The 26,381-nt window shown below is 52.6% G+C and carries 25 protein-coding genes, 1 tRNA gene, 1 other RNA gene and 1 pseudogene; 7 read left to right on the top strand and 21 right to left on the bottom strand.

Going from position 1 to position 26,381, the window contains the following annotated elements:
• Positions 1 to 160 precede the first annotated feature (160 nt).
• The 3 genes from OE750_RS03885 (at position 161) to OE750_RS03875 (ending at position 3,217) form a co-directional block, all read left to right on the top strand.
• The gene (locus OE750_RS03885; RefSeq protein WP_263761593.1) at positions 161 to 1,444 is read left to right on the top strand and encodes a tyrosine-type recombinase/integrase; all 1,284 of its coding nucleotides are present in this window, start codon (positions 161 to 163) and stop codon (positions 1,442 to 1,444) included.
• 136 nt (positions 1,445 to 1,580) lie between these two features.
• The gene (locus OE750_RS03880) at positions 1,581 to 1,826 is read left to right on the top strand and encodes a helix-turn-helix transcriptional regulator (RefSeq protein WP_263761590.1); all 246 of its coding nucleotides are present in this window, start codon (positions 1,581 to 1,583) and stop codon (positions 1,824 to 1,826) included.
• A gap of 407 nt (positions 1,827 to 2,233) precedes the next feature.
• A complete protein-coding gene (locus OE750_RS03875) occupies positions 2,234 to 3,217 on the top strand; it encodes a hypothetical protein (protein ID WP_263761588.1) in 984 nt (327 codons plus the stop codon).
• 325 nt (positions 3,218 to 3,542) lie between these two features.
• On the opposite strand, the gene OE750_RS03870 is transcribed toward OE750_RS03875, so the two are convergent.
• A complete protein-coding gene (locus tag OE750_RS03870; RefSeq protein ID WP_263761585.1) occupies positions 3,543 to 3,674 on the bottom strand; it encodes a hypothetical protein in 132 nt (43 codons plus the stop codon).
• A 229-nt stretch (positions 3,675 to 3,903) separates the two neighbouring features.
• Here OE750_RS03870 and OE750_RS03865 point away from each other — a divergent pair, with 229 nt between their 5' ends.
• Complete coding sequence (locus OE750_RS03865) at positions 3,904 to 4,278, top strand: hypothetical protein (RefSeq protein WP_263761583.1); 375 nt, start codon at positions 3,904 to 3,906, stop codon at positions 4,276 to 4,278.
• Positions 4,279 to 4,301: 23 nt separating this feature from the next.
• Here OE750_RS03865 and OE750_RS03860 read toward each other — a convergent pair whose 3' ends face one another.
• Positions 4,302 to 4,739 (bottom strand): helix-turn-helix domain-containing protein, encoded by a 438-nt coding sequence (locus tag OE750_RS03860; protein WP_263761580.1) that lies wholly within the window; start codon positions 4,737 to 4,739, stop codon positions 4,302 to 4,304.
• Between the two features lie 55 nt (positions 4,740 to 4,794).
• Between OE750_RS03860 and OE750_RS03855 the strand changes: the two genes are divergently transcribed.
• Positions 4,795 to 5,136: a hypothetical protein gene (locus OE750_RS03855; protein ID WP_263761578.1), complete on the top strand. Its 342-nt coding sequence runs from the start codon at positions 4,795 to 4,797 to the stop codon at positions 5,134 to 5,136.
• 134 nt (positions 5,137 to 5,270) lie between these two features.
• Here OE750_RS03855 and OE750_RS03850 read toward each other — a convergent pair whose 3' ends face one another.
• From OE750_RS03850 to OE750_RS03765, 19 genes and pseudogenes are all read right to left on the bottom strand, one after another.
• Positions 5,271 to 7,871 (bottom strand): hypothetical protein, encoded by a 2,601-nt coding sequence (locus OE750_RS03850; RefSeq protein WP_263761576.1) that lies wholly within the window; start codon positions 7,869 to 7,871, stop codon positions 5,271 to 5,273.
• Positions 7,868 to 8,146 carry a hypothetical protein gene (locus tag OE750_RS03845; RefSeq protein ID WP_263761573.1) on the bottom strand — a complete coding sequence of 93 codons (279 nt, stop codon included), beginning with the start codon at positions 8,144 to 8,146 and terminating at the stop codon, positions 7,868 to 7,870. The genes OE750_RS03850 and OE750_RS03845 overlap by 4 nt, the downstream gene beginning before the upstream one ends.
• A gap of 844 nt (positions 8,147 to 8,990) precedes the next feature.
• Positions 8,991 to 9,377, bottom strand: a complete 387-nt coding sequence (locus tag OE750_RS03840) for a hypothetical protein (protein WP_263761571.1) — start codon at positions 9,375 to 9,377, stop codon at positions 8,991 to 8,993.
• Positions 9,378 to 9,524: 147 nt separating this feature from the next.
• Positions 9,525 to 9,614: transfer RNA gene (locus OE750_RS03835), tRNA-Ser, on the bottom strand.
• Between the two features lie 55 nt (positions 9,615 to 9,669).
• On the bottom strand, positions 9,670 to 10,398 hold the full coding sequence (locus OE750_RS03830) for an alanyl-tRNA editing protein (protein WP_412176192.1): 729 nt from the start codon (positions 10,396 to 10,398) through the stop codon (positions 9,670 to 9,672).
• On the bottom strand, positions 10,395 to 12,860 hold the full coding sequence (locus tag OE750_RS03825) for a DUF3772 domain-containing protein (protein ID WP_263761568.1): 2,466 nt from the start codon (positions 12,858 to 12,860) through the stop codon (positions 10,395 to 10,397). The genes OE750_RS03830 and OE750_RS03825 overlap by 4 nt, the downstream gene beginning before the upstream one ends.
• Positions 12,857 to 13,894, bottom strand: a complete 1,038-nt coding sequence (locus tag OE750_RS03820) for a cysteine synthase A (RefSeq protein WP_263761565.1) — start codon at positions 13,892 to 13,894, stop codon at positions 12,857 to 12,859. Before OE750_RS03820 ends, OE750_RS03825 begins: the two co-directional genes overlap by 4 nt.
• Before the next feature lie 109 nt (positions 13,895 to 14,003).
• Positions 14,004 to 15,116, bottom strand: a complete 1,113-nt coding sequence (locus OE750_RS03815) for an NUDIX domain-containing protein (protein ID WP_263761563.1) — start codon at positions 15,114 to 15,116, stop codon at positions 14,004 to 14,006.
• Positions 15,117 to 15,139: 23 nt separating this feature from the next.
• On the bottom strand, positions 15,140 to 15,589 hold the full coding sequence (locus OE750_RS03810) for a TrgA family protein (protein WP_263761561.1): 450 nt from the start codon (positions 15,587 to 15,589) through the stop codon (positions 15,140 to 15,142).
• Between the two features lie 127 nt (positions 15,590 to 15,716).
• A complete protein-coding gene (locus OE750_RS18155) occupies positions 15,717 to 16,469 on the bottom strand; it encodes an FAD-binding domain-containing protein (protein WP_318527978.1) in 753 nt (250 codons plus the stop codon).
• Between the two features lie 198 nt (positions 16,470 to 16,667).
• Positions 16,668 to 17,123: pseudogene (locus OE750_RS18150) on the bottom strand (deoxyribodipyrimidine photo-lyase); the annotation flags it as partial.
• A 57-nt stretch (positions 17,124 to 17,180) separates the two neighbouring features.
• Positions 17,181 to 18,401: an aminotransferase class V-fold PLP-dependent enzyme gene (locus OE750_RS03800; protein WP_263761557.1), complete on the bottom strand. Its 1,221-nt coding sequence runs from the start codon at positions 18,399 to 18,401 to the stop codon at positions 17,181 to 17,183.
• Between the two features lie 123 nt (positions 18,402 to 18,524).
• A complete protein-coding gene (locus tag OE750_RS03795; protein ID WP_263761555.1) occupies positions 18,525 to 20,162 on the bottom strand; it encodes a BCCT family transporter in 1,638 nt (545 codons plus the stop codon).
• 40 nt (positions 20,163 to 20,202) lie between these two features.
• Positions 20,203 to 20,619, bottom strand: a complete 417-nt coding sequence (locus tag OE750_RS03790) for a universal stress protein (RefSeq protein ID WP_263761553.1) — start codon at positions 20,617 to 20,619, stop codon at positions 20,203 to 20,205.
• Positions 20,620 to 21,049: 430 nt separating this feature from the next.
• The gene (locus tag OE750_RS03785; RefSeq protein WP_263761551.1) at positions 21,050 to 21,466 is read right to left on the bottom strand and encodes an HIT family protein; all 417 of its coding nucleotides are present in this window, start codon (positions 21,464 to 21,466) and stop codon (positions 21,050 to 21,052) included.
• A gap of 126 nt (positions 21,467 to 21,592) precedes the next feature.
• A complete protein-coding gene (gene acuI / locus OE750_RS03780) occupies positions 21,593 to 22,585 on the bottom strand; it encodes an acryloyl-CoA reductase (RefSeq protein ID WP_263761549.1) in 993 nt (330 codons plus the stop codon).
• Positions 22,586 to 22,602: 17 nt separating this feature from the next.
• Complete coding sequence (locus tag OE750_RS03775) at positions 22,603 to 23,706, bottom strand: dimethylsulfoniopropionate demethylase (RefSeq protein WP_263761547.1); 1,104 nt, start codon at positions 23,704 to 23,706, stop codon at positions 22,603 to 22,605.
• Positions 23,706 to 24,338, bottom strand: a complete 633-nt coding sequence (locus OE750_RS03770; RefSeq protein ID WP_263761545.1) for a DUF1326 domain-containing protein — start codon at positions 24,336 to 24,338, stop codon at positions 23,706 to 23,708. The genes OE750_RS03775 and OE750_RS03770 overlap by 1 nt, the downstream gene beginning before the upstream one ends.
• Positions 24,339 to 24,351: 13 nt before the next feature.
• A complete protein-coding gene (locus tag OE750_RS03765) occupies positions 24,352 to 25,116 on the bottom strand; it encodes a DUF2182 domain-containing protein (protein ID WP_263761543.1) in 765 nt (254 codons plus the stop codon).
• A gap of 78 nt (positions 25,117 to 25,194) precedes the next feature.
• Between OE750_RS03765 and OE750_RS03760 the strand changes: the two genes are divergently transcribed.
• Positions 25,195 to 25,932 carry a FadR/GntR family transcriptional regulator gene (locus OE750_RS03760; RefSeq protein ID WP_263761541.1) on the top strand — a complete coding sequence of 246 codons (738 nt, stop codon included), beginning with the start codon at positions 25,195 to 25,197 and terminating at the stop codon, positions 25,930 to 25,932.
• Between the two features lie 78 nt (positions 25,933 to 26,010).
• Positions 26,011 to 26,361: a transfer-messenger RNA gene (gene ssrA, locus OE750_RS03755) on the top strand.
• The last annotated feature ends 20 nt before the right edge of the window (positions 26,362 to 26,381 follow it).

Here is a 26,381-nt window from a genome sequence, read left to right as displayed (position 1 = left end):
CCAATCTATAATCCAAAACAGTCCACAACCTTCCATTAATCACATATATTTCAACTATATACCTTCCATAAATGTCCAGTCACGTCTAGAGTGTTCCTAATATTTATGTGGGGCGGATTGTGGTTCTTCCCGCTTAATGTGGGGTTTGATGGGGGGCGGCATGCCAAAACGTGCAGTAAGATTATCAGCAGCATTTTGCAGCACCGTGAAGGTGGCAGGAAAATACAGCGATGGCGACGGCCTTATGTTAATCGTTACCAACACTGGCAGCAAAAGGTGGGGCCAGCGCCTTGTGATAAGGGGAAAGAGGCGCGACCTGGGCCTAGGTTCCTATCCACTCGTTTCCTTAGCACAGGCGCGCGTAGCCGCTTCACAGAACCGGCAGACTGCACGAAACGGAGGAGACCCGTTAGCACTTCGTGAAAAAGACAGGACCACTCCAACCTTCGAAGCGGTAATGTTAATGCTCCTCGAAAAGAAGGCTGGCGAATTAACCAACTCTAAGCATATTGCCCAGTGGGGAAGCACATTGCGCACCTATGCTGTGCCTAGATTGGGAGGCAAGCTTGTTACTGAAATCACTGTTGCTGATACTTTAGAGGTCTTAAAACCAATCTGGAGCACGAAGAGTGAAACTGCCAGCCGGCTACGCGGTCGAATTGAAAGTGTATTAGCGTTTGCCACCGCGCACGGATGGAGAGAAGGACCAAACCCTGCAACATGGGGTGGTAACCTCGACATGCTTCTGCCAAAGCCATCGAAGGTCAAACAGGTGAGACACCAGCCTGCGCTCGCGGTTGAAGACATCCCAAATTGGATGGAACAACTGAGAAAACGCCAGGGAATATCTGCGAGATGTTTAGAGTTTCTAACCCTAACCTGGGCTCGAAGTGGCGAAGCACGCGGTGCAATTTGGTCAGAGATTGATTTTGAGGCGTCTATTTGGAATATTCCTGCACATAGAACCAAGACAAAGGAAGAGCACGCTGTTCCCCTTTCAAATGCGGCCCTTGCCCTCTTGCGCGGCATTCCAAGGACTGTGGGGGAAGAATTTGTGTTTCCCGCACCAAGGGGCGGTGAACTGAGTGATATGGCCCTGTCAGGCGTCATGCGTCGAATGCATGCATCTGAGGTACTCAATGATCTATCATTACCAGCACTCGGCATTCGAGAAGAGGAAGCCGGTTGGCGAGATCCTCAGTCAAATCGTCCAGCCGTTCCACACGGCCTGAGAGCAACGGCGCGGAACTGGGCAGGCCGAGAGGAGTACCCAAGAGAAATGGCGGAGCTCGCTCTTGGGCATCGAATAGGCAACCGTGTGGAACAGGCTTACCATCGGGAAACCCTTGTTGAGCGCCGCAGATTGATGATGAATGCTTGGGCTGAGTATGTAACTCAGGAAACAAAGAACGTGCCCAACGTGAACGGCCTCAGATTGGTTTGATGTGGGGCGAGTGGCAGATAAATGGGATATTTGTCAGGAAAATAGTCATTAACTTTCCGCCCACTACCTTCGTGCATTTGGAACTGAACGTTACTGGCTGATCTTGGGGTTATTGAAACCTAAAAGGATCAGAGCAATGACAGCCTCAACTTCACACACTCGCGTTCTCCGCCTTCCAAGCGTTATTGCTTTGGTAGGTCTTTCGCGTTCTTCAATCTACGCGATGATGAAAGATGGCGAGTTCCCAAAGCCTATCAAGCTTAGCAAACGAGCAGTCGCTTGGCGCGAAAATGACATTCAGAATTGGCTATCGAACCGCGACGAAACCACCACTTTTCGCGGCTCAAACCAACAAAGCCACTCCAAAAGTGCCGCTGCTTAACCACAAAAGTTAAAGCCCGCGACCTTTGGAGAGGCGCGGGCTTAAAATGCATAATGCTGTGGCGGCATATCTGCGGGGTTTTCAAAATGAACATAGAGCATAGCTCATAATACCGCAATGAAACTCGCCCCGGCCCCCTAGATGGGCAGGATGACTTGAAAGTTTTCTACGAGACGGGGGAACAGCAAATCCCCCTATATCTTCGACTGAACACGCGCCCACTCTGGGGCGAGATCCAATCCTCTTTGGGCTTGGAGCGAAAAGAACACGCGCCCATCGCTGTAGCTATCTATGAGAACTCTTTAGCAGGGCACGCTACGTCTTATAGCAGGCGAAATGATCAAAGGCGTAGGGGCAACTGTAACGGCCTGCTGACAAGGCGAAACATCACCGGCTGCATCGATCGCATGGAAAGCATGGGTCTAGTGGAAAACATGGTGCAAAGCCCGGGCGGACGCGGCTGGCAAAGTGCGGCGATAGGCACCGGCTCACTAGCTGATCTGCTGCAACCTATCACCCCTGATATGGGCGCCGTGCCTCTGGCAATACCAGCCCGCACGGCAATCATACGAGATGCCAATGGAAAAGAGTTTACACCTTCAAACCGTTATGATCTGGAGCGCATCGAGCGCGCACTGGGCCCGGTCAACGAAATGCTGACAGGCACCGACATTAGAAACGGCAAGGGCATCGACATACGTTGTCCAATACGGCGAGTATTCAATATCAGCACGGATTACGGCGGGAGGCTTTACGCAGTGGGAGGACCTAACTGGCAAAACATGCCGAGAGATGAGCGCCACGATATAACAATGAACGGTGAACCGACCATCGAGATGGACTTCACGGCATTCCATCCGCACATCCTATACAACCGACGCGGCCACCCTGCGCCTGCCGATTGCTATGACGTGGGCAACTGGCCGCGCGATCTGGTCAAGCTGGCGCTGCTGGTGCTTATCAACGCCGATACATTGGGCGACGTAGTAACCGTGCTGGCAAACTCGGATGGCGAAAAGATTGTGCGCGATGAAGAGGGCGGCGTGATTGAGGTCACGACCAGCCGGCGGCTTATGAAGCAGATTGCGGGAAGCGACTATAGCAAGGCGATGGCATTCGCGCACAAGCTGGTGAGAGACGTCAAAGATAGACACCATCTGATTGCCGAGGACTTTCACACCGGCGCGGGTCTGTGGCTGATGAAGCTGGATTCCGAGATAGCCATGCACGTCTTGAAGGTCATGACCAGATTGGGCGAACCTGTTTTAGCTCTGCACGATAGCTATCGGGTTCGCCGCTCAATGAAAGATAAGCTGGAAGAAATCATGCATGAGGCCGCCGAAAATGCTGGCCTGATGGGCGTCAAGATCAAGGCCAAAACGCGCCACTAAACCAGACCCCAATTTTCACATGCGTTATTGTTATTTATCATAGGCTTACTTCAAAACGTTCCCACATATGGGAGAGGTTTCTTGTAGGAGGAGAGGTTGGGGGGAAGACGGGGAAGTTGTTTAAACGGCTGGCCCTCCCTCGAGAAACTCCACTTCCCCGCCTGCTTTCTTGCTTCTGACCTCACCAAAACCCCCTGTTCTATGGGTTCTGTAAAAATTCGGCCTTTTGCTGGATGGTTTCAGGCAGTCGCATCTGACCGTGTAAAATCCGGCTTCTGTTTGCCTTCATGGCTCCAAGCCTCCCAGAGGGGGGCGCTGCGCGCCTCTATGGTCCCATCCCGTCCAGGTAGTCTTTGCCATCTTCTACGATGTCCGGTTGCAGTTCATTACGGCGGAAGACGTCACGGAAGCGGCGAAGGCCGGTGACCATTTTCTCGCGCATATCAGCAAGAGCCATGACGAGGGGTCCAAGAGATCGCCGCACAGGGCGCAGGAGGGCCGCGTGCTTGGCGCCTACGACCTTCGCCGCCCATCATCCCCCGAGTGACTGTGCTCTCCCTGACGGCCTTCACGGCCGCCCCCTTTTGAAACTCCACTGCAAATTTTGTTTATCTTTTGCATTGCTGGTTATGGAATAACTTGTAGCCTGTGAGCTTTTATCGTGAAGCGGAAAGGTCTGAAATCAAATGATGTATTCTTGGAAGTACTCGGCAGCTCTGTTGGGAATTGCTGCTATCACCTTTGTGGTTTTTCTCAACATAGAACAACGAACGCTGGCGATTGTCACAGGCACAACCATCTCAGCTGTTTTGGATCTGCGCTTCTTGATCCTTTTTGTGGTCGGCTTCATGTTCTCGGGCCGGGTCAACCCTTTGTTTCTAGCGCTGACTGTGGGGGCGCTTCGATCCGCCTATCTACAAATCACTCTGCAAGACTATTGGGCCCGGCTTGAGATCCGTTCACCCACTCCCTTTGATACGTTCTGGCCTGCTTTTCTTGGCGGGCTTATCCTATTCTCATTAAGGCATGCTATCTCGGGAATGTGGCAGGCTGAAAAATAGCAGGAGTGAGCATAAGTGGTGGGTCAATCCTCAGCCTTACTGGGAATAATTTCTACCACTTGTCTATCTGGGTGCGCATACTCATAGCCACCAGTTTGCCGCGCATCAATATGTACAGATACGGGCGAAACCTTCCCGTCACTGGCGAAGAACTCAACCATTCGCGCCCTGACCGTCTCACTCTTTGAATTGAGCATTAGATCCATGCCCACCTCAAGTGCTCGTGCCTTGTAAACCGCTTTATTGCCCTCGACGCCGGCGACAAATTCCAGCTGAATCGCTTGGAGATAGTCACGCACAGCCGGCCGCTTCATAGCTTTGTGGAAGCCTTGAGGACTCATTCCTGCCTCTTCGCAGGCGGCCGCGATTGTCATTCCTTGTTTGACACGCAGGTCAATTGCGGTGCGCAGCGCGGCGCGCATACGTAGGGGGCGGGGCGTGATCGCGGTGAGCTTTGTCATGCAGCCAATCTGCCACCTTAGGCAAGCGGATCAAATGCCTCGACAAAAACGTGTTATGATTTTTGCCCGCCAAATGTATATTGGCAAAAGATTGTTAATCGCGGGGACAAAAATGCGCACAGTGATCTTTTCTAGCCTGTTGCTTTTTGGCTGTGGGCCCGCCCAGATTGGAAGCTCTGCTTGGTTCAACGGTGCCTCTCAATCTGAGCGCGTGGCATACTACCAAGGCGTCTGTGAAAGTTATGGCTTCAAACCAAAGACCGATAAAATGGCCGAATGCATCGCACGGGAGATTGATAGCGCGAGGCAACGCTTGGAAGCGGTAAAGGCGCGGGCATTTGAGCCGAGCTCTACAACAATCTGCAACACCTATGGGGCTACGACGATCTGCAGTTAAAATTGGAGTAACGCAAGAGTGGGGCTATTTTCGGCAGGCGGCCCACAGCCAGCGGCCAGAATGGCCCACCACCTTGTGACAGGACATGCCCTCAGCCTACACTCGAAGGCCTGTCTTATCTTTCAGAAAGCCCCTCACTGCCCAAGTATGTTTGAGAAGTCAGGAACTCGGCTCGGCATGGGCGAACCAGGCATCCAGAATGACCCGTTTCCGTCCCTGTTTTCACGCGCAGTTGCCTTCTTTGTGAGCGCCTCAGCGCCATCGGGATCAAGTGCCATATATAGCTGATCCGTGATCAAGCGCTGGAATGCCGGCCCAAGGAAAGGAAGGTCGCCCCCCGGCATGTAGCGGTCAATGGTGCGCTTGAGTTGCTTGGGAAGACCCAGCTCAATTTCCTCACCCGTTAAGACGGATATGCCAATGTCGGTCAGGTTGCCGATAGTCAGACTGTAGAGGTCGCCAGCGGCCTGCACTACCGGCCCCGCGGCATAGGACGGGACACCGCCTCCCCACTTTGTCTCACCCGTTGCAATGATATCCCCGATGATGGCAAAGCCGCCGCCTTTCAGCGCCGCCTGAAACCAGAAGTCGCTCCTATCCATCGGCTTTGGATCGTTTCCTTTGATGATCTCCGTGATCTGTAAGGCTGTGGCGCCCAGGATTGTTGCCCCTGCGATATTCTCAGCCGCCCAGAGCCACCTGTTGTTTACTGAAGGCATCCGGCGCATCACTCGGTAGCTGTTGTAGCTAAATGCCATGACAAACGATTTGAACATCAGTCCCGACTTCGCCAGCTCATAAGTTGCAGAGCCCGGTTCAAGCCCTCGCCCAATAGGATCGAAGATGCCGCGCATGAATAGCGATTGCGTTGGGACACCGCTTTCGATGAAGTCCTCGGCCGCCCCCTGAAACTTGAAGAACAGATCGTCAGCCACGTTGGCAGGAAGGTTGGTTGCCTCGCGCCACCAGAGAGGGTTTAGGAACATCGCACCGTCAGGCTTCTTCATCGCCCATTCGGGGTTAGCAAACTGGCCCCAGTCATCGGGAGTGATCTGGTGCTCCTTGAAGATTGCCAAAAGCCCCGGCTCAATGTCGTCAAACTTCCTGCCAATCTGGTTCGCCATCTGCCCTGCAAAGGTGTGCTGCAAGGCGAAGCGCCCCGCGTCAGTGTGTGAGGAAAGCCCTTGCAGCTTCATGATGCTGGACGACAGATTTGCAGCCCAAGGCGATGAGGGAGATTCCCCGTTGAAACGGGCCACAGCCATTCCAGCGTCAGCCATTGTGTCTGAAACCCATCCCCATTGACGCATTTCTGTAGAGGTGAGGCTCTTGTTCTTCGCCATGTCGGATATGTTTTGGATATAGACCTGGAACGGGGCGTCGCGATTTGAGCCAATAGTTTGAGCCGCCATCTTGGAAAAGTTCACGTCCGAAATGCTGGCGATCATCGCACGGTCAAGGAAGGCAGAGCTCATAACTTGCCGCGCGTCTGACAAGAAATTTGCCGTCAGAGATTGGAAGTATCCGTTGGGCACACCTGCCCCATTCTCGACGGCCATCATACGCTTGGCCTGCGCCACCCCGCCCTGAGCCGCGCGGGGATCAATACTCAGCTCCTTGGCTCGTTTCATCAGAAGATCACCCCGAAATTCTAAGCCAAGCCCGGGGTTGGGGCCAAACTCGCGCATCATCGTGATATCGCGCGCCATCTTGTGAACGTGAGACATGAGGGCTTGGTGCGGATCACCTGTGCCATACTTCTTGTTATAAATAATCCAATCGTCAGCACTCTTGAAGTGTAGAACGCGCTCCATCGACATTCTGGTCGTGAGAGAGGAACCCTGCGGCTTCCCATAGGTCGGTGAGGTGGCTCCCTCGCCATATACAACGCTGTCGAACACATCGCGCAGAAAGCGGTTCTGGGTTTCCAAGAGCGGCGCAGGGCCGCCATCCTGTTGAAACGGCCTTCCAGTTAGGTGATCCTTGATCTTGGCCCAGTCAATCCGGTCCCGGATATCGTCAGCCCATGTGTCGAACGATCTGGAAAACATCGCGTCTCGGGACTCGCCCTTTGCCATAGCCATGAATTTTGCTTGCCTCCGCCCAACACCGCGCTCCTTGGCGAAGGTATCAAGCCCAGCCTCAAGGAGTGCCGTGCGGTTGTGGTTCTGAGGGAAATAATTATCAATTTTACCAATGGTTGCACCGGCTTCGTTTGCCATCAGGCGCATATCTTCGAGCGCATTAGAAACCGCCTTGGCATAAGCAGCGGCGACTTCATCTGACGCATCCCCATCAAGAATTGAGCGCAACACCTTCTCGTGATTTATCCGTGCGGTGGTTTTGCCAAACAAGCCCTGATGATGCTGGTCGAGATAGTCTTGCAGACTCCCATCAAACCGCCGTTTAAGTGCCCGAGACCTATAATCCACTCGCTCCATCGCGCGCGTGGGATCTTGGCGTATATCTGTCCGGTTGGTGGTTCCCGCAACTTCAACCGCTTGCTTTCGGTTGTTGACCAGCTTTGACAGGAGGACATGACGGGCCTTGCCCGCCTCTTTTCGGAACGCTTCTTTCACGTCCTCGCCCGCCAAAGCCTCCGCTACATGGCGCTCATGGCCTTGCCGCTCGTATCTGTCCGATATGTCCCGCCACATGGCCTGTGCGCGCTCTCCACGCGCCTTGTCCACCATACCGTCTTCAAGCCCGTCCTTCACGCAATCGAAAAAACTCATTGGCTTGGTCCCTTTCCGCATAGATCAAAGAAGGCCGAAGCGTTGTCGCCTTCATCCAGATAGTCGAGAATTTCTTTATCGGTGCGCAACACGCGCCCATCATCGAGCGCGAGCGGCATTTCGCTTGGGCCATTAACGGCGGTATGTGCCCTGATCTCAGCGGTGCCTTGAATGATAAGAGCCTGCTGACGCCCAAGAGCTCTGTCACCATCCGATGGCGATTTCTTGAAGCTGAAATGAGGGGGCGCACTGTGGGGGCTTCTGTTCTGATCCATGCATATCTCCAATGTAATATAAACCAACAATGCGAGATCGAAAGCGCATTACAAATACACCAGCTCACCGCGATTGATTTGGAAAAAATATTTGAAAAAATAGAGACCCTAGCGAGCGAGGGGGTGGACTATCAGATAATCCCGCGGTTTTTTCGCCCCCGCCCCCCCTTCTTTCTCACCCCCCTACCCCCTATCAGCTGTGATCGACGCGTAGGGGTCGGGCGCACAGAACACTTGAGGTCTTCTAACATGCATTCATTCTGCACCTTACCAATTGATGCAGCTAAAGCGCTTTGCAGTCACCGGCTGAGAATAGAAACCAGTCTCCGTAATCGTTTTGATGGGTAAACAACAAAGTGTTCAGGTTAAACTGAAACTGCCCATTCAGACACCTTAACGCCCCTCCTAAAAACCGCTCGCAGTTGTAGCGATCTGTTGGCGATGAGCGCCGCCCTATCATCTTGACGCGTGCGCCTTCCTTTTCGTTCTCTATGAGAAACTGATCTTCGGGGACCATGCTCATATCCTGCCAACCGCTAAGACCCTCCTTATGAAACACACCATGACTCCATCGAGCCTCACATAGGTATCTTTCATCAGCCAAAGCCCCAGTTGAGCAAAGGGTTAGAGCCAAAAGAACTGTGAACAGACGCATTATCACCTCCATATGTGCTGCTATGCAGTACCAAGTTTAAAACGAATTATTCTATGTGTTTCGCCGTGTATTTTGGAAGTAAGGCCAAGATAGAGGCAGAGAGAACGCGCGCAGCATTGAGCACGAATTCCCCAACTGTTCATAGAGCGCCTCCCGCCCCTCCCCCAGCACCCATGGTGGCTTAGAGTATTAGCTCATGGTTCGTAGCGCTCGTATAGCATTGTCGATCGCTAGATGATGCATAGAGCAGCACAAATCACCAGCACCATCTACTCGAACCCACTCAAGTTGACAGGCCGCCCCCTCTACAGTCGTGGCAAGCGTTCTTGCGATTAGCTCGGAGAGTTGCTCGTTGGCGCTGTCTAGATTTAAGCATTCAGGCGTGTCGAAGTTTTCGCCGCCAGTCTTGCTTGCTTCTTCACGCCACATTTCCCTTCCCCGCCCCCATGCCGCAAACCAAGTAGGAATTGGATCATCAGATCCCTTCTCTGCTTGTGTCGTCGTAGCAGTCAGTGCAGCCGGGATAGCCCCGAGGATCGAGCGGCTGGTTAGTTCTGTGGTTCTTTGGATGGTCATATGTCTTGTCCTTTTACAGTTCCGAAAACGGGCAACGTGCCCAGAGGGAAACATATGCGACGACAAGTCGATGTGGGTCTGCATGTGGGGCGATGCAAAAAGCAAAGCCAAATAACCATATAATATCAGATACTTAGATTTTTAATGTGGCGGACAGGAAGGGATTCGAACCCTCGAGACGGTCACCCGCCTACGCACTTTCCAGGCGCGCGCCTTCGACCACTCGGCCACCTGTCCGAGGTCCGTCTACCGAAAAAGCATGTGGGCCTGCAAGCCCAAACTGTCAAGAATGTCAGATCAAGTGCATGTTAACACGACGGTTCTGTTTACCTTTGTTTTCTATCTTGCCAAGCTTGAGCGCACCAATCTCGCTGGTACGCGCAACATGGGTGCCGCCACACGGCTGCAAATCAACCCGCGCAGCCCCCTCACCTATCTGAACGAGACGGATCGGCCCCCGCCCGCGCGGCGGCCTTACAGTCATTGTTTTGACAAGCTCGGGTCTTGTGTCAAGTTCGTCTTCAGTGATCCACATTTCACTGACGGGCAAATCCAGATCAACCAATTCGTTAAGCGCAGCTTCCACAGCGTAACGGTCGTCAGGAAGTTCTGGCATCATAAAGTCAAGGCGACCTTTGTCCGCTCCAATCTGCCCCCCCGTTACAGGCAACGGCAAAACGACCGAGAGCAAATGCAACGCTGTATGCACCCGCATGTGCCTGTGACGTCGCTCCCAATCGAGATATTGCACCAGCTTTACCCCCACTTCGGGGAGAGCCACGGGAGCAGCCGGAACAAGCACTATCTGCTCGCCCTCTCCCTTAACGGAGGTTGCAATCTCCAGCGTTCGTCCGTCCCAGGCAAGGCTTCCGCTGTCACCAGGCTGACCACCACCTGTTGGATAAAAAATCGTTTGATCTAGAACAATACCCCCTTCTGCTGTATGCGCAACCACACAGGCTGAAGCCTCCCGCAAGTAGACATCTTCTTTAAACAATGCCTCTGTCACGACTGCTGTCATCGATCACCTCCGTCTTCAGTGCCGTTTTCAGGCCCCTCAAAATCGCTATCACTCAAAAGTGTTGTGTCCATCTTTTGAGTCTTGTTTTTTGTTTTGGCTTTTACTTTTGGCTTTGGTTTTGGCGCCGGAGCAAGGGCCGCCCCAAGAACCTCCGGATTTCTGATCCATATGTCGCGCTGGCCAAACGGTATTTCAATATTTTCCTCCGTGAACCGACGGGCGATTTCGTGGTTCATATCCGAGCGGACAGAAAGCACAAAGTTCACATCCCGCAGGATCGCACGGATTTCAAAATCGAGGCTGTCAGCTCCAAACCCTTGGAAAATGACATTTGGCTTTGGATTGGCGAGAACCATGGGATGGTTTTCAGCGACCTCCAACAATATCTTCTCGATCCGACGTGTGTCGTTGCCATAAGCCACCCCCACAGGCACGATGACACGACCAACAGTGTTGCCGCGAGTGTAGTTGGTAACTTTCCCGCTGATCAGATCAGCATTCGGCAAAATTACATCCGAACGATCAAACGTCTCTATCCGCGTTGATCTCACCGAGATGTCGCGTACAGTTCCGTGCGTTCCGCCAACCTCAATCCAGTCACCCTCTGAAATCGGTCGCTCAATCAGCAGGATAATCCCGGACACAAAATTCGACACAATATTTTGAAGACCAAAACCAATCCCGACGGACAGTGCACCGGCAACGATTGCAAGGCTGGAAAGATCGATGCCCGCACCTGTGATTGCACCAAGAGCCGCCAGAAAAATCCCTATGTAGCCGACCCCGGAAACAAGCGCAGTTTGCCCACCTTGATCCATTCGGGTTTTGGGAAGAACTGTATTTTTCAAGGCCCCCTGCACAAGCCGCGTGATGATGTAACCAATCGCAAATACAATCGCGAAAGTTAGAAATGCTCCCGCCGTGATACGGGTTTCCCCGACAGTGAAACCCTCGCGCGCTCGCGTCCAGAACTCAGTTATACGCGCATCACTCATGCCCCAAATTCGCAAAAGCTCGGGAATGGCAAACAACATAAGCCCAAAGCCGGCAAGCGTCGGCACAAGCCCGTCCCGCGCCTCTTCGATGCCGCGACGCAGTACCACCCAAAGCTCGGCGAGTACTCTTTGGGCAAGAATAAGCATCGCAATCAGGATAAGCGTTTCGATGGTTTGGAAAACGATCGTTGTGCCAGCCTCGAAATAACCGATGGCCATCAGCAAGGGACCGAGCATTCCGATCAATACAATCACGCGCCCCAACAGCCCATACATCCGATCAATATACCGAGCTTGTTCCCCCTCACCGAGTTCTGCACTGGCTGCCATTGAGTGCTGGCGCAGAAGCCGCCCAAGACGCCAAAGGAAAAGTCCGCCCATCAAAACCAATGGAAAGTAAAGGACAGCCTTTGCATCGTCTGACCAGTTGTCATAACGCGCTAGTTCATCGAGAATAAAGCTTGCTCCAAAAATAAGACCAAGCGAGATCACGCTGTGCCGCCCTGATGCATTCTGGCTTTCGGATAGCGCAAAACTCTGAAAACTACGATCTGCTCGTGCAAAAACAAATGCACTGAGCCAGATTGAAATGATGATAAAAAAGCCACCTTCAATGATCGCATCAAGAAGCGGATCCAAGCGAAGACCAACAAGTTCTGTCAGATAGATTGAATTGACCAGACCTAAAAGGCCAACGCTTGCCACAACGAGCTGCACAAGTGACAGTACAAAGGCCGTAAGCCAGCCTTTTGCTGTGTTACGATGCCGAACAAAACGCATGCTCAACGCGCGAACCCATCTCCAGCCAAGCAGCAGAAATACAATCGAAACCGAGGTCGACGCGAGTAAAGCGGGCAAGTTGCTGGTGAATGCTTCACGCTGATTTCGGTTGTTCCAGCCATTAACGACTTCGCTACGCGTACTTGTGAGAGTGCTGTTAAAAGCATTCCAGCTACGGGACCAGATTGTTGGGTTTAGCGGGCTAGAAGTGCGTTCCATAAAGGCATTAGCCTGACGCTGCGCAAGAATGCGGTCGATCTCAACAATCAGTGCATCTGCGCGGCTCTGAGCCACTTCAGCGCGTTTTCCCGGTGCAACAAGCTCGGCCAACCGGGAGTTCAGGGAAGCACGCTGCTCAACAATTTCGGGCGGTTCCAGTCCATTTTCCGGCGCAGGCCCAAGGGCAGATATCTGGGCCTGAACTGCTGTAATCGTTCGCGCATTGGCGTCTTTTGCGCTGACAAATTTCGCCCGCCAGTCAGATAGATCGGTGCGCACGTTTTCCAGAATTGTATCAGAAGCCCGCCCCGCTTCCACAGCCTCTTCAATGCGTGTGGCAAAGGATTGCCATGCATTGTAATCAATCTTAGACGCATTGTTTGATTGCGCCGAAATAGGGTGCGCAAACAATGAAATACAAAGGGCAAACGTAAGCAGCGTTTTGGCCAAAGTCTTCATCGGGGTCATTCTACATCCTCAAAAACACTGGGTATTTCGCGTGGTTCACGTTCCATCCACGTAGGTATTGGAAGATTCTTTTCCCGTAGAAACTCAGGATTGAAAAGCTTGGACTGATAGCGTGTACCATAATCGCAAAGAACGGTCACAATCTTGTGCCCAGGCCCCATCTCACGCGCCATGCGAACGGCACCTGCAATATTGATGCCTGACGAGCCACCAAGGCAAAGGCCCTCTTCCGCTAACAGATCGAAAACATAAGGCAAAGCTTCCTCATCGGGTATCTGATAAGACATATCCGGCGTAAACCCTTCGAGGTTTTTTGTTATGCGAACCTGTCCGATACCTTCAGCAATCGAGCTGCCTTCCATCTTGATCTCGCCAGTCGTGTAATAGCTGAAAAGGCCAGCGCCCATCGGATCGGCAAGGCCGACCTTCACACCCTTTGGCTGCAAGACCATCCCCGTTCCAACGAGCGTTCCGCCAGAACCGACGGCACAAATAAACCCATCCACCTTGCCTTCCGTTTGCTCCCAAATCTCGGGACCAGTGGTTTCAATGTGAGCCTGCCTGTTGGCTACATTGTCAAACTGGTTTGCCCAGATCGCCCCGTTCGGCTCGCTCTGGGCAAGCACTGCGGCCAAGCGTTCGGAGTAACGCACAAAATTGTTAGGGTTGCGATATGGCGCAGCGGGCACTTGCACAAGCTCCGCCCCTGCAAGCCGCAACATGTCTTTTTTCTCTTCGCTTTGGGTCTCGGGGATAACAATCACTGTTTTGAATCCCATCGAGGCCCCTACTAGCGCAAGGCCGATCCCTGTGTTTCCTGCGGTTCCCTCAACAATTGTGCCTCCAGGTTTCAACTTACCCTGCGCAATCGCATCTTTGATGATGTAAAGAGCTGCGCGATCCTTAACCGACTGGCCCGGATTCAAAAACTCGGCCTTACCGTAAATATCACAGCCTGTTTCCACGCTGACGCGTTTCAGCTTTATCAGCGGGGTGTTACCCACCGCTTCGGCAAGATCATTCGCAATTTTCATCTCAGGCTCCTTGCAACATTGCTGCCAACCTAGGCTCTTGCCCTACTCACCACAAGCAGGTTGGCCCACGAAAGCAACCTGTTCCAACCCACACCACTCAGACAGGAAACTATTCTTGTTTCAGTCCACTTCGCTCGCTTTTCAGCCAGAGGAGTAAGTGCAAAAGAGGCCCCACGTTGATCTCGGAACTTTTCATAAGAGCCTCAGCCTGATCAAAACTGATAACATGGCTCCGGATGTCTTCGGCTTCACTGTCCAGTCCACCGAACCCTGCTGCTTTATCTGGCAAATCACACAGGCCGACAAACGTATAGAAGAAAGTGCTGACCTCTCCTGGAGACGGGTAGTAATTGGCCACAGGCAGAAGCTTACTCAAGTTGAGCCCAGCCTCTTCGACACATTCACGTTTTGCAGCTTGCAACGGCGTTTCGCCAACATCTACGCGGCCGGCCACAGGTTCAAGCGTCCAAGGCCGTAGGTCGCCACGTCCGTATGGGCCCATGCGAAACTGCTCAATCAAAAGAATGCGGTCACGGCGCGGATCATAGGGCAAAACAATCGCGGCATCTCCCGTCAAAAAAACCTCACGCGAAATACAATCACTCATAGCCCCGTCAAAGCGCGGGTGTTCCAGTGTCAAAGTATCTGTTCTAAAGTATCCTAAATGGCTGCGCTTAAGTTCATGCAACTTGATTTCCGAACGCCCTTGCGCCGAGCGCAGCGTCGAGGGGCTAGGCTCGATTTCCGCCAAATGGCGGGCATAGGCGCGGGCCGTGATGCGATCAAAATACAGCGGCAAGTCCCGCGCAGGCACCTCCCCCAGAAGTCCCATAAGCTCATGTGCTGAATGCTGTGTGATGGGCCAGTGATGTTCGCTCCAATACTCCAGACTCCAAGGTTCGGCAGGCTGCCAAAGCCCGTCATGCGGGAAATAGACAAGCGCCTCGCTTCCGGACACATTTACCGTTCTCAGCTCATAGCCAAAACCAAGCTCGTAGTAATCAAGCCGCGTTTTTTCTTCCGCTGTGACATCTATCAATAAAAGGCCTTCGGCCTCGCTCCCTTCACGCTCGACAATCAAGGGAAAGTCTCGTCCTTCAGCTCTGGCGACGTAGTGCCCAGTCAACCGGGCAGCCGTTAGCCTTTCCTCGGGAACATGCCCCAAAACAATCTGCAACAAGCCCATATGCCGCAGTGTTCCATACAAGAAAACCTGTGTCACTTCAGTTCCTAACTGTAATTGACTTAGCTCCAGCGGCGGCTAACAAACTCTGCAAACAACCCCGCCACAATGCCGCCTAAGACCAGCGTAACTATAATATTTGCCCGCAACAATTCGGCACTATATCCGACACCCAGTTCAACGGCACCGACCAGCGCTTCCATTGGTCCGTCAAACTTCCGGTTTAGCGAAAGCTCGAGCATCTCCAGAATAGAGTGTGCAAATATGCACCAGAAGATTGCAGCCGCAACAGCGGTAATCCCGAGCCCCGTCGCAACAGAGTAAGGATTGCCAACCCGCGAGCCAAGCAATATCCAGCCGACAGATGCCGAAATAAAAACGTTGATTTCGCGAAAACGGCCAAAATTGAGGTCAGGTTCCTCGACCAGCATAGCTGCCACAATCATATCGGTGACGACGAAAGCCAATACAGCAAGGTAGATTGCAGAAAGCATTCGGGCGGCTGTAGGCATCTGTTCAAGCTTCGCTATATTTATTTTACTCCATATCAGATACCGTCATGAAAGGACGTGGCGCAAGAGCTTAGGTAAAAAATCCTCAAATAGCGAAAGGCCTCTTCTCGTTTTTCATACTTATTGACTACTTTGCGCTATAGGCTGCCAAAGCCCGTTCCCGCCCTTCTTTAAGCCTTACAATAGGTTTCGGGCGTGTGTCCTGTGAAGAAAGTTGCGCTTGTTTTGGAATGGCGTCAAAAAAATCAAGCGCAGTTTGTGGGGGTTCAACCTGTCCCTCCGCCACCCAGCGTGAGAAATAGGCACGCTTAGGATCAAATTTTTCAAGTTGTGTGTCCGGGTTAAACACTCTGAAATACGGTGCTGCATCAGGCCCTGACCCAGCAACCCACTGCCAGCCCATCGCATTATTTGCGGGATCATAATCAATTAGCTGGTCTGCAAACCATTGCTCCCCCACACGCCAATGCACCATCATGTGCTTGGTGAGATAGCTTGCCACAACCATCCGTGCCCGGTTATGCATTTTCCCAGTGACCCAAAGCTCGCGCATCGCAGCGTCGACAAAATCAATGCCGGTGGTGCCCATTTTCCAAGCCATCACTGCAGAAGATTCCGTATCCTCGTTCCATGGGAAATTGTCCCAACCTTCGCGCCAGTTTTCTTGCAACATATGGGGTGTGTGATACATCAAGTGATGCGCAAAATCGCGCCATGCAATCTGGCGTAAAAAAGGCTCAAGCCCCTGCGCGCCGGAGGCTATGGCCTTCTGACCCAAATGCCAGATAGTGCGCGGAGAAATCTCGCCGTACGCCAGATTGTCAGACAAATCAGATGTTCCATTTTCCGCTAAACGATCACGCGCGGCCTTATATGTCACGGCACGCTCTTCAAGAAAGTCATATAACTTTTGCCAAGCTGCAGCTTCACCAGCGGTGGAATACCGCGCAAGCACATCTGCGCCGCGATACATGTCGGATGCTATCGCCCAATCGTTCAAGCATTCAGACGTGGGCCAGCCCTCGGGCTGTGGTAGGCTTTTGGGATTGTTCTTAGGAAAGGCGACATCGGCACTCTGGATATTGCGCCAGAACGGCGTAAAGACCTTATAAAAATCACCCGTTTGTGTCTTCACAGACATTGGTTCGTGCAAAATGTGCCCTATGTGGCTGTGAGCTTGAACCCCGTCTGCCCGCAAGGTTTTTTTGATATCCGAATCGATACGTCTTGAAGCGGGGTCATATAATCTACCCCAATGCACCTGTGTTGCGCCGCTCTCGGCAATCACATCACGCAACACGTCAAGCGCAGCTCCACGCCGCAAAACAAGCTTTGAGCCCTTTTCGCTCAATGCCTCTGAGAAAGCTTCAAGCGCACGCTTAAGACGCCAGCGGGGAGCAGCGCCCAAGCTCTCCGAGCGGGTTTCATATATGAACAGCGGGATAACGGGGCCTGCCTCCAACGCCGCGCAGAGCGCCTCATTATCTGTCAGCCGCATATCGCGCCGGACCCACCAAATCACTGGTCTGCTCATGTCACTACTTGCCTCTCTTACGTGTTTACATATCTACGCAAGGCAAAAGCTGTCAGATCACAAAACACGGTCCAGTGCATTGATAAGCTTATCAACTTCCTGTTTTGAAGTGTAGTGAACGAAAGACAAGCGCAAGACACCCTTCTCAGGATCAACGCCCATCGCCTGAAGTGCGCGGACAGCGTAGAAATCGCCACCGCCTGCCATAATACCACCTTCAGATAATGCCCTCGCCACGGCCTCGCCGGCTTGAGCCAACTCCAAAGCAACGGTTGGCGCGCGAAGGGCAGCATCGGTCGGTCCGATCAGGCGAACCGAGTTTTTTGCTTTCGCGTAATCCAGCAAGGGTTGCAAAAGTGCTACCTCATGGTTACGCATCAAATCGTGGACGCCTGCTGCACGCTCCGCAGACTTGCCTGTTATCCCATGATGTTCCGCCAATGCATCGGCATAGTCAGCCATACCCGCCGAAGCAGCAACCTGCGCATGATCCGGCCCTGCTGGTGTAAAACGCTTGTAAAGACTGCCTGCGTTAAAGTAGTGGCCCTGATTTGGCAGTGTTTCGCCCAACGCACGGCGCATCACCATAATACCCTGATGCGGCCCGTAGGTTTTATAAGCCGAAAACAGATAGATATCTGGCCCCATAAGGCCCACATTGGGAATTCCGTGAGGAGCATAGCTCACCCCATCAACACAGACGAACGCTCCGGCAGCATGCGCCAGCGCCGTGATTTCAACGACAGGATTAATCTCGCCCACGACATTTGAGCAATGTGGGAAACATACCAAACGCACCTTTTCGTCGAGCAACTCTTCGAGCTTGTCTAGTTCCAGATGCCCGGTATCAGGATCAATCTGCCATTCTCGCACTTCAAACCCTTCATCCGCCAACCGCCGCCATGGGCCCGTATTGGCTTCGTGGTCTTGGTTTGTCACGATCACAGCATCACCGGGTTGCATAAATTGGCGAAAGCTATTCGCTAGAACATAGGTATTTTGCGTGGTTGACGGACCAAAGCTCACCTCATCTGTGTCTACGCCCATCATCGCTGCCAATCTTGAACGCGCTTCATCCATCTCCTCACCACCAAGGCGTGAGGCCTCATAAGGTGCATAGGGCTGTACTTTGCGCTCGTTGTAAAACCGTGTGAGCCTGTCTATCACCGGCTTGCACGTATACGATCCCCCTGCGTTTTCGAAAAACGCCTGCTCTTGAAGAGCTGGTTGATTAAAAGCCGGAAACTGCGCGCGCACAAATTCGATATCGAGTGTCATATGTCTCTCCATGTTTGCCGACATTGAGCGCACAATTTTGCAGGGTTTCAAGGCCTGCGCGGCAAAAGAAACGGCCCCGTGCATTTTCAGCAGGGGCCGCTCTATCAACTTGTAGGATGCCGTCTAGCTTTTTTCGGCCAGAAGTCCCTTAAAGATAGCCCAGCACATGATTAGCAAAACTACTGTAAAGGGCAGACCTGTAGAGATCACCATCGACTGAAGTGATTGCAAACCACCCACCGATAGCAAAAGCACGATCGCAACCGCACCCTCAAAGATACACCAGAAAACACGCTGCGGAACCGGAGCATCAACTTTGCCGCCCGCCGTGATCGTATCAATCACCAAAGAGCCTGAATCAGATGAGGTGACAAAGAATACAATCACAAGCACAATCCCGATCAAGCTCGTGATTTGGGTCAGCGGAAGTGCATCCAGCATCTTGAAAAGCTTGAGTTCCAAAGGAGCATTCTGTGCCGCTGTGTAGCCGTCTTGCACAACCTGTTGAATAGCAACGCCACCAAACACGCTCATCCAGAGCACACAAACAAGACTTGGGATCAGCAGAACGCAAATGATAAATTCACGTACTGTCCGCCCACGGCTTACACGTGCGATAAACATGCCGACAAAAGGTGACCAACTGATCCACCACGCCCAATAGAAGGATGTCCAACCTTGACTGAAATTGACATCTTCACGGCCGACCGGGTTTGAAAGCGCTGGCAGATACTGCAAATAGGCGCCCAGATAGTCAACAAAACCTGTCAGAATTGCCGCTGTAGGGCCCGCAATCAGCACGAAAATCAAGAGCAAGAAAGCCAATCCCATGTTGATTTCGGACAATACTTTAACGCCACCGTCAAGGCCACGTATAACAGAAATCAGTGCCACGGCCGTGATCAACGTAATCAGAATGACTTCTGTTGTTGCACCGATGGGAACGCCGAAAAGTTCGTTTAGCCCTGCGTTGGCTTGTGTCGCGCCAAAGCCAAGTGAGGTAGCAAGGCCAAAGAGGGTCGCGAATACGGCAAGAATATCAATGATGTGCCCCGGCCACCCCCAAATGCGCTCGCCCAGGATCGGATAAAAAGCCGAGCGAATGGTGAGTGGTAAACCCTTGTTGTAACTGAAGAGCGCCAGTGCGAGCGCCACAACCGCGTAGATTGCCCATGGGTGCAGACCCCAATGATAAATCGTTGCGGCAAATGCGAGCCTTGTCGCGGCTTCATTATCGCCTGCCGCACCGCCAAGGGGTGCCCAGTCCGTGCGCACACCTCCCTCTGAAGCTGTCCCTCCCAAAGAGGAGGCAAAGTGGCTCATCGGCTCTGATACGCCATAAAACATGAGGCCAATCCCCATACCCGCCGCAAACAGCATCGCAAACCAGCCGATATAGCCATAATCTGGAGTCGCCTCCGAACCACCAAGACGCACTGAGCCGACGGGCAGAACGATGAGTAACAGACAGAAAAGAACAAAAATGTTAGCCGAGCCAATAAAGAACCAGTCAAACCCCTTGGTCACACTGGAAAACAACCAGCTGAAAAGCTCTCCCGATTGTTCAGGCAGGGCCAACGCGTAAAACACAAACGCCACAATCGCCATTCCCGAAATCAGGAATACCGGATTGTGAATATCCAAGCCAAAAGGCCCGATCTGGGTCTCGATATTATCCTGGCCAATCTCGTAGTCTGTATCAATTAAGTCCGCATTGCCCTCGGGCTGCGGTATTCCTGTGTCTGGTGTTTCTTCACTCATGGCACCCTCCTATATTCTATTATTTTTGTTTGCTTCCAGTTCAAGAGCGCACGAGCGTCACCGAGCATTTTGCATGCTCCGCAACTTTGCTGCCGTTTGACGGCCAGAAAAAGTCCAGCGCCTTTGGCATATGGCTTTGCATCACAATCATATCGGCATTGGTCTTAACTGCCGCTTCAACCAAACAGTCGTCCAAATCTGTGCGCGGATCATGACTGAATTCGGCATCCGCCTCAGTGGTAACCCCATGCAATTTCGCTTGCTCGGTCGCAAAACTGTTCAATTTGTCTTTAAATTCCGCCGGGGTATGTGCCATCGCGCTTGGTATATTTGTCGACACGCCGACATATACAACCGTCGCTCCGTAAAGCTTTGCCAGCGCAGCAGCATGCTCCAAAGCTGCCCTTTGCTCTGTAAGATGTGCTAAATCAACAGGCGTCATAATCTTGTTAAACATTGTCCCTCTCAGTTGCGACGCACGCACCCTGCCCTTGCAACCGAAGTTAGCAGGCACTGCGCATAACCACCGCTCTTTATGTCAGCTATATTGCGCGTTTCACTCGCAAAAACCTAGTTTTCCAAGGGTAACAACGATTTTCTCAATGTCAAACATCCTCGACATAATATGTCGGAAACGAACCATACTCCCTTTCCAACAAGGCCAAGATCAAATCAATGAAGTTAAAATTATCGCAAACACCACATACTTCTTGAGGCACATTGAGTCGCAGGTCTGTGAATTAATAAGCACTTCAAGAAAGCTCGCGCCTTATAAGACGGGCGCCACCGCAAGCACAGGCGAACCCACCATTTTCGATCTGAAATAGCCCGTTAATTTGCGAACCAACTGCTTTGATCATTTGCGCCGTTCGCAGAAACGAAAAACATTACCCCATGGCCGAAATCAGCTTTGCAGCATTTTCTCTGATCTCATCCATATCGCCCATAGTGCCCGCAGGCCCCATACGCATGCCCTCATAGCGCGGCAAAACATGAAAGTGTAAATGAAAGACTTCTTGCCCGCCCGCCGCTTCGGAGAATTGTTGCAAGGTCGCTCCATCCGCGCCAAAGGCCTTCATTGCCGCATTGGCCACCTTGTTTACCGTCACCATACAAGCGCTCAGCTGTTCAGTGGTCGCATCCAGAATATTGCGGCAGGATGTTTTCGGAATGACAAGGCAATGCCCCGGGCTTCGCGGCATGATATCCATAAAGCAATAGGTCTCATCGTCTTCATAAACCTTGATCGAAGGGATTTCACCGCGCAGGATCCTGGCAAAAATATTATCGGCATCATAACTCATGGTTTGGCTCCTCATACTGTCTTTGTTCAATCTCTTTCACAAATCCACTGGCCCGCCAAGCCGCGCTTTCACACAATATAAAACCGCCCGGAAGGGCGGTTTTATGTTTCCAGCCAATCGGCGCATTCAAGCGTTCACGTCAACTACGACACGGCCCTTGACCTGTCCCTTGAGGATATCTCTTCCCAACTCGGGCAAATCGCTCAGGCTTGCAGGCTGCACCATCGCTTCCAGTTTCGTCATGGGCAGATCACGGGCAATACGTTCCCAAGCCCGCAGACGGTTATCATAGGGCTGCATCACGCTATCGATGCCCAAAAGGTTCACGCCGCGCAAAAGAAATGGAATGACAGTGGCGGGCAAGCCAGCTCCACCTGCAAGGCCAACTGCCGCAACAGAGGCTCCATATTGCATTTGCCCCAGCAGTCGCGCCAGCATTTCACCGCCGACAGCATCCACACATCCACCCCATGTTTCGCCTTCCAGTGGGCGCTTGACCGTTTCGTTAATCTCTTCACGAGCTACAATCTGGGTTGCTCCAAGGCTTTTCAGATAGTCCTCCGTCTCGGGCCGCCCCGTCACAGCGGCAACCTCATGGCCAAGGTTCGCCAGTATAGCCGTGGCAACTGATCCGACACCGCCCGCCGCACCTGTCACCAGAACCGGGCCCGATTTGATCCCATGGTCTTCAAGCGCCATCACGGCGAGCATTGCGGTAAACCCCGCCGTGCCAACGGCCATTGCTTGGCGCGTATCAAGTCCCTCGGGAAGCGGCACGAGCCAGTCAGCCTTTACGCTAGCTTTTTGCGAATACCCGCCCCAATGGGCTTCTCCCACGCGCCATCCTGTAAGAACAACTTTGTCTCCCGCCTTATAGCGTGGATCTGACGAGCTTTCGACTTTGCCCGCAAAGTCGATACCAGGCACATGCGGATACTTGCGCACAAGCCCACCGCCCGGGCCAATGCACAGGCCGTCTTTGTAATTCACCGTGGAATACTCCACCGCTACAGTTACTTCGCCATCAGGCAAATCCGCGTCGGAAAGCTGTTTGACCATAGCACTCGTCTTGCCTGTCTCTTCGTCTTTCTCGACAACCAATGCGTTGAAGTCGCTCATCTCGTCACCTCTTTCTTTCAAATCCAGAATGTTTCTTTCACAGTCGCAGCATGCACCCCCGCAGGAGTTATTATGTCGACTTCACTGCCTTCATCCCAATGTGTCATACGGATCATTCCAATCGCAACATTTGTCGTAAAATCGGGCGAGTAGGCCGCACTGCTGATATTTCCGACTTGTGTTTCGCCGACCACAACAGGCCAAAGCCGATCGCAAGGTGGCACAGCATCACCATGGATTTCTACAGCACGGATTTGCCGAACAGGCCCCTCTTGAGCCACCCGCAGCAAAGCATCGCGGCCGACACAGCCAATCGCCGAATGCGTATTGCAGAACTTGCCGAGCCCACATTCATGAGGTGTGTTATCGTCCGTCATGTCGTTACCATAGCTCAGTAAGCCACCCTCGATGCGCTCGATTAGGTTGGGGCAGCCTGCATGAATATCATATTTTTTGCCTGCTTCCATCAGCGCGTTCCAGAGAGGCATTCCAATATCGCTGCCTTCAACATATATTTCAAAACCACCTTGCTTGGAATATCCCGAGCGCGCTACAGCCAGTTTGCGTCCCTGAAATTCGAGCATAGCGAAGCGGAAGAAGCGAATGTCGCGCACCGCATCTCCGAAGACATCTGCCATCACATCATCGGCGTGTGGACCTTGAACACCCAGCGGACTGACGTCAGGTTCATCCACCAGTACATCAAGCCGATAACCGTAAGCGATCCCCTTAATCCACAACAGCAAATCACTGTCGGCAATAGACACCCACCAACGATCATCTGCGAGTTTTACAGCTACTGGATCATTCAGCATCCCACCTGTTTCGTCCACAATGGGCACATAGTAACACTGACCTGCCTGCATCGGGCGCAAGTCGCGCGGGGTCAGCATTTGCATAAGACGTGTGGCATCGGAGCCGCGCAACTCAACCTGCCGCTCGCAAGAGACATCCCAAAGCTGAACCGCCTCCTTAAGGTGGCGGTAATCTTCTTGAACTGTGCGAAAAACAGTCGGCAAGAGCATCCGGTTATAGACCGTGTAGCCCTTCACGCCTGCGGCCTCCACTCCTTCACTAAAGGGAGTGCGGCGCAAGCGGCGCGACAACGCTATCTGCACCATCAGCGAGGGCCGTGCCAATCGATCTGGCAAATTTCAGCACTGCGGCCGTCAAAATCCCAGACACGGCCAAAAGCCCGAACGCGCCCTTGTGTCGCCTTGGCAACTGTAATGTCAGGCCCCATCCAGTATTCCGTGTTGGTCACAACCACGTCTTTACCATCCTTGCCCTCGACAGGCACAACTGCGCCTTTGATCTTTTTGCCAACCATGAGGCGGCGCTCCTTGCCCACCGTCTCAAAAGTAATCGGCGCACGCTCTGCCCCGAGAAACTCACTGACCAGCAAACCAAACAAACCCGTTGTGCCTCTTGCCGCCCCTGAAAAAATTGCCACAAGCGCGTCATATTGCTCCTCCGTGGCCCGATCATCGATGTATGCCGCCGCTTTCCAGTTTCCCCGGCCCATGTTACCTGGTATTTCAAGAAAAAGGCCAACATTCAGCCCCGAAAGGCTGACACCACCGTAGTCGCCCTCATCAATCCGCACGCCGGACCAAGCCTGACAGTGGCCTTCCGTGGGCGGATGCTGCCCAAGGCTGACCACACAAGGGCAAAACACAGTGCAGTTGCAGTTGAGAATAAGTTCGCCCTTGATCGCCCAAGGGATCGTGCCAATTTCACCATCTAAAGCCATATTCGTCCTCCTCCTAAATAAAAACGTAGGTCAGTGCAAAAAGCCCCCACGCGATAAGCCCAAAGCCCAACGGCCATGTAAGCCGTTGCCCGATCTCTGGCAGTTTCTCCAAAATCATCATAAGCGTGGCAAGTCCCATGAACGCTAAGTTCATGACCCCTCCAACAAAACCCAAAAGCATAAGCGCCCAGCAGCAACCAAGGCAAACGAGCCCAAGTCGCACGCCGTTGCGCCAAGGCCCCTCTTCCCAATGCTGCATAAAAAAACTAATTGGGCGGCGACATTTACTCAAACAAGCGTCCTTGAGGGCCGAGAACTGATAAAGCCCTGCGCCAATGAGTAGACCCGCAGTCAACACGGGTGACTGGCTTTGCCCCAACAAGTCAACAGCTCCCACCAACGTCAGAGCCATCTGCACAGCCGCTGCCAATACCGCGAAACCGAGCCAAACCAAGAGATAGCCTGTTACAAGCAGCGTGAAATGTCCTCGCCCTGTTGAGCGCACCAAATCGTCATATGTCCCGAAAGCGGGTAAGGCTGTCGGCGCCATCATCGCCGCCGACATCAGCGCCCACATTAAAAACAGCCGTGCAAATCCTGCCGTATCAGGCGTAACCGTACAGAGAGCCTGCCAAAATTCCGCACCATAAAGGCTTGAAAATGCGCGCATTTCGGCCGGAACAGCCATGGCAAAAAGAGCAGCCCAAGCAAGCGCAATCATCGCAAAAAGTGCAAGCCAATGCAGGCCTGTCATGGTTTTGATGCGGCTTAGAATCATATGATCCCCGTTCGACTCAACTCTTGCAGTCAAATGTCAGACAATTTATGCTCTTCGTAAAGCACAAATGTAAGACATATGAAAAAACCCGCTCAAAAACCCGCCGACCTTTCTGCCAAAATAGCCAAAAACATCCGCGATGCGATCATCTCCGGCGCACTCATTGTGGACGAACGGCTTCCTTCCGAGGCTGATCTGTCAGAGCAATTCAATGTGTCTCGCCCCACAGTGCGTGAAGCACTCAAACGTCTTGCGGCCCAGTCTCTCATACGCACACAGCGTGGGGCAACGGGCGGTGCTTTTGTAAACCGCATCAGCTTTCAAGACGCCTACTCCCAACAGATTACCACCTCGACTTTGCTGCTCAGCATGAATGATGTGAGCTTCGAAACCGCCTGCGAAGCGCGCTACACACTCGAGCGCGCCTGCGCTCCTCTTTCGGCCGAGCGGCGCACGGCTGATCAGATCGCCACCATGCGCACGGAAATTTTTCGCCAATCTCAGCCCAACCTTTCCGATGAAGCGTTCTGTGCCTCAGATGTCGCCTTTCACCGTGCGCTCGTTGATGGCGCAGGAAATCCGGTGCTTTCCTATCAACTCGCAGGCGCAGTCGAAGCAATGCAGCCCTTGATGAATATGATCACTTTCACTACCCGCTCGCGAGCGGCAATCATTGACCTACACAGCAAAATTACTGACGCACTTGAAGCTCAAGACGCAGACGGTGTTGAAGCGGCTCTAACCGCGCTTGAAATCTATACTCAAAAACTTGCAGCCGATGTTTTTGCCAAACGAGTCGGCCGAAAACCGCAGTGATTTTTCTGCTTGTCAAAGCATCCAGTTTGAAACCTTGACAGCAAAGCTTTCAACTTTCCTATAGATGCAAATATTTTGCCCCTTTAATTCGACACCAACCACCTCTATATATGAGATGTCTTCTCGGAGACTATGAACATAAACGCGCTTGTAATAAGCGGATCGGACCCGGGGGCGGTACCCGGCGTCTCCACCAAACATCCTTCATTTGGGGATCATGGGGACGAAATAGGATCGACGAACGTCTAAAGAGGTTTGCTTTGTTTCGGCTGTCTGCCACCGTTATCGGCGAAACTTGTACAATTGCAAATGACAATCGTGCTCCAATGGCGATGGCCGCGTAAGCGACCGGAACTATTGAAAATTAAGTCCTTACGTTTAGCGACCTAAGGCGGGGTTCGCAGGCACCTGGCAACAGAAGCCTGCACTTTCAGTCATTTTCAAAAAAC

The organism is Lentibacter sp. XHP0401, assembly GCF_025751535.1.
Lineage (GTDB): Bacteria > Pseudomonadota > Alphaproteobacteria > Rhodobacterales > Rhodobacteraceae > Lentibacter.
This window is presented reverse-complemented; position numbering and strand designations above follow the sequence as displayed.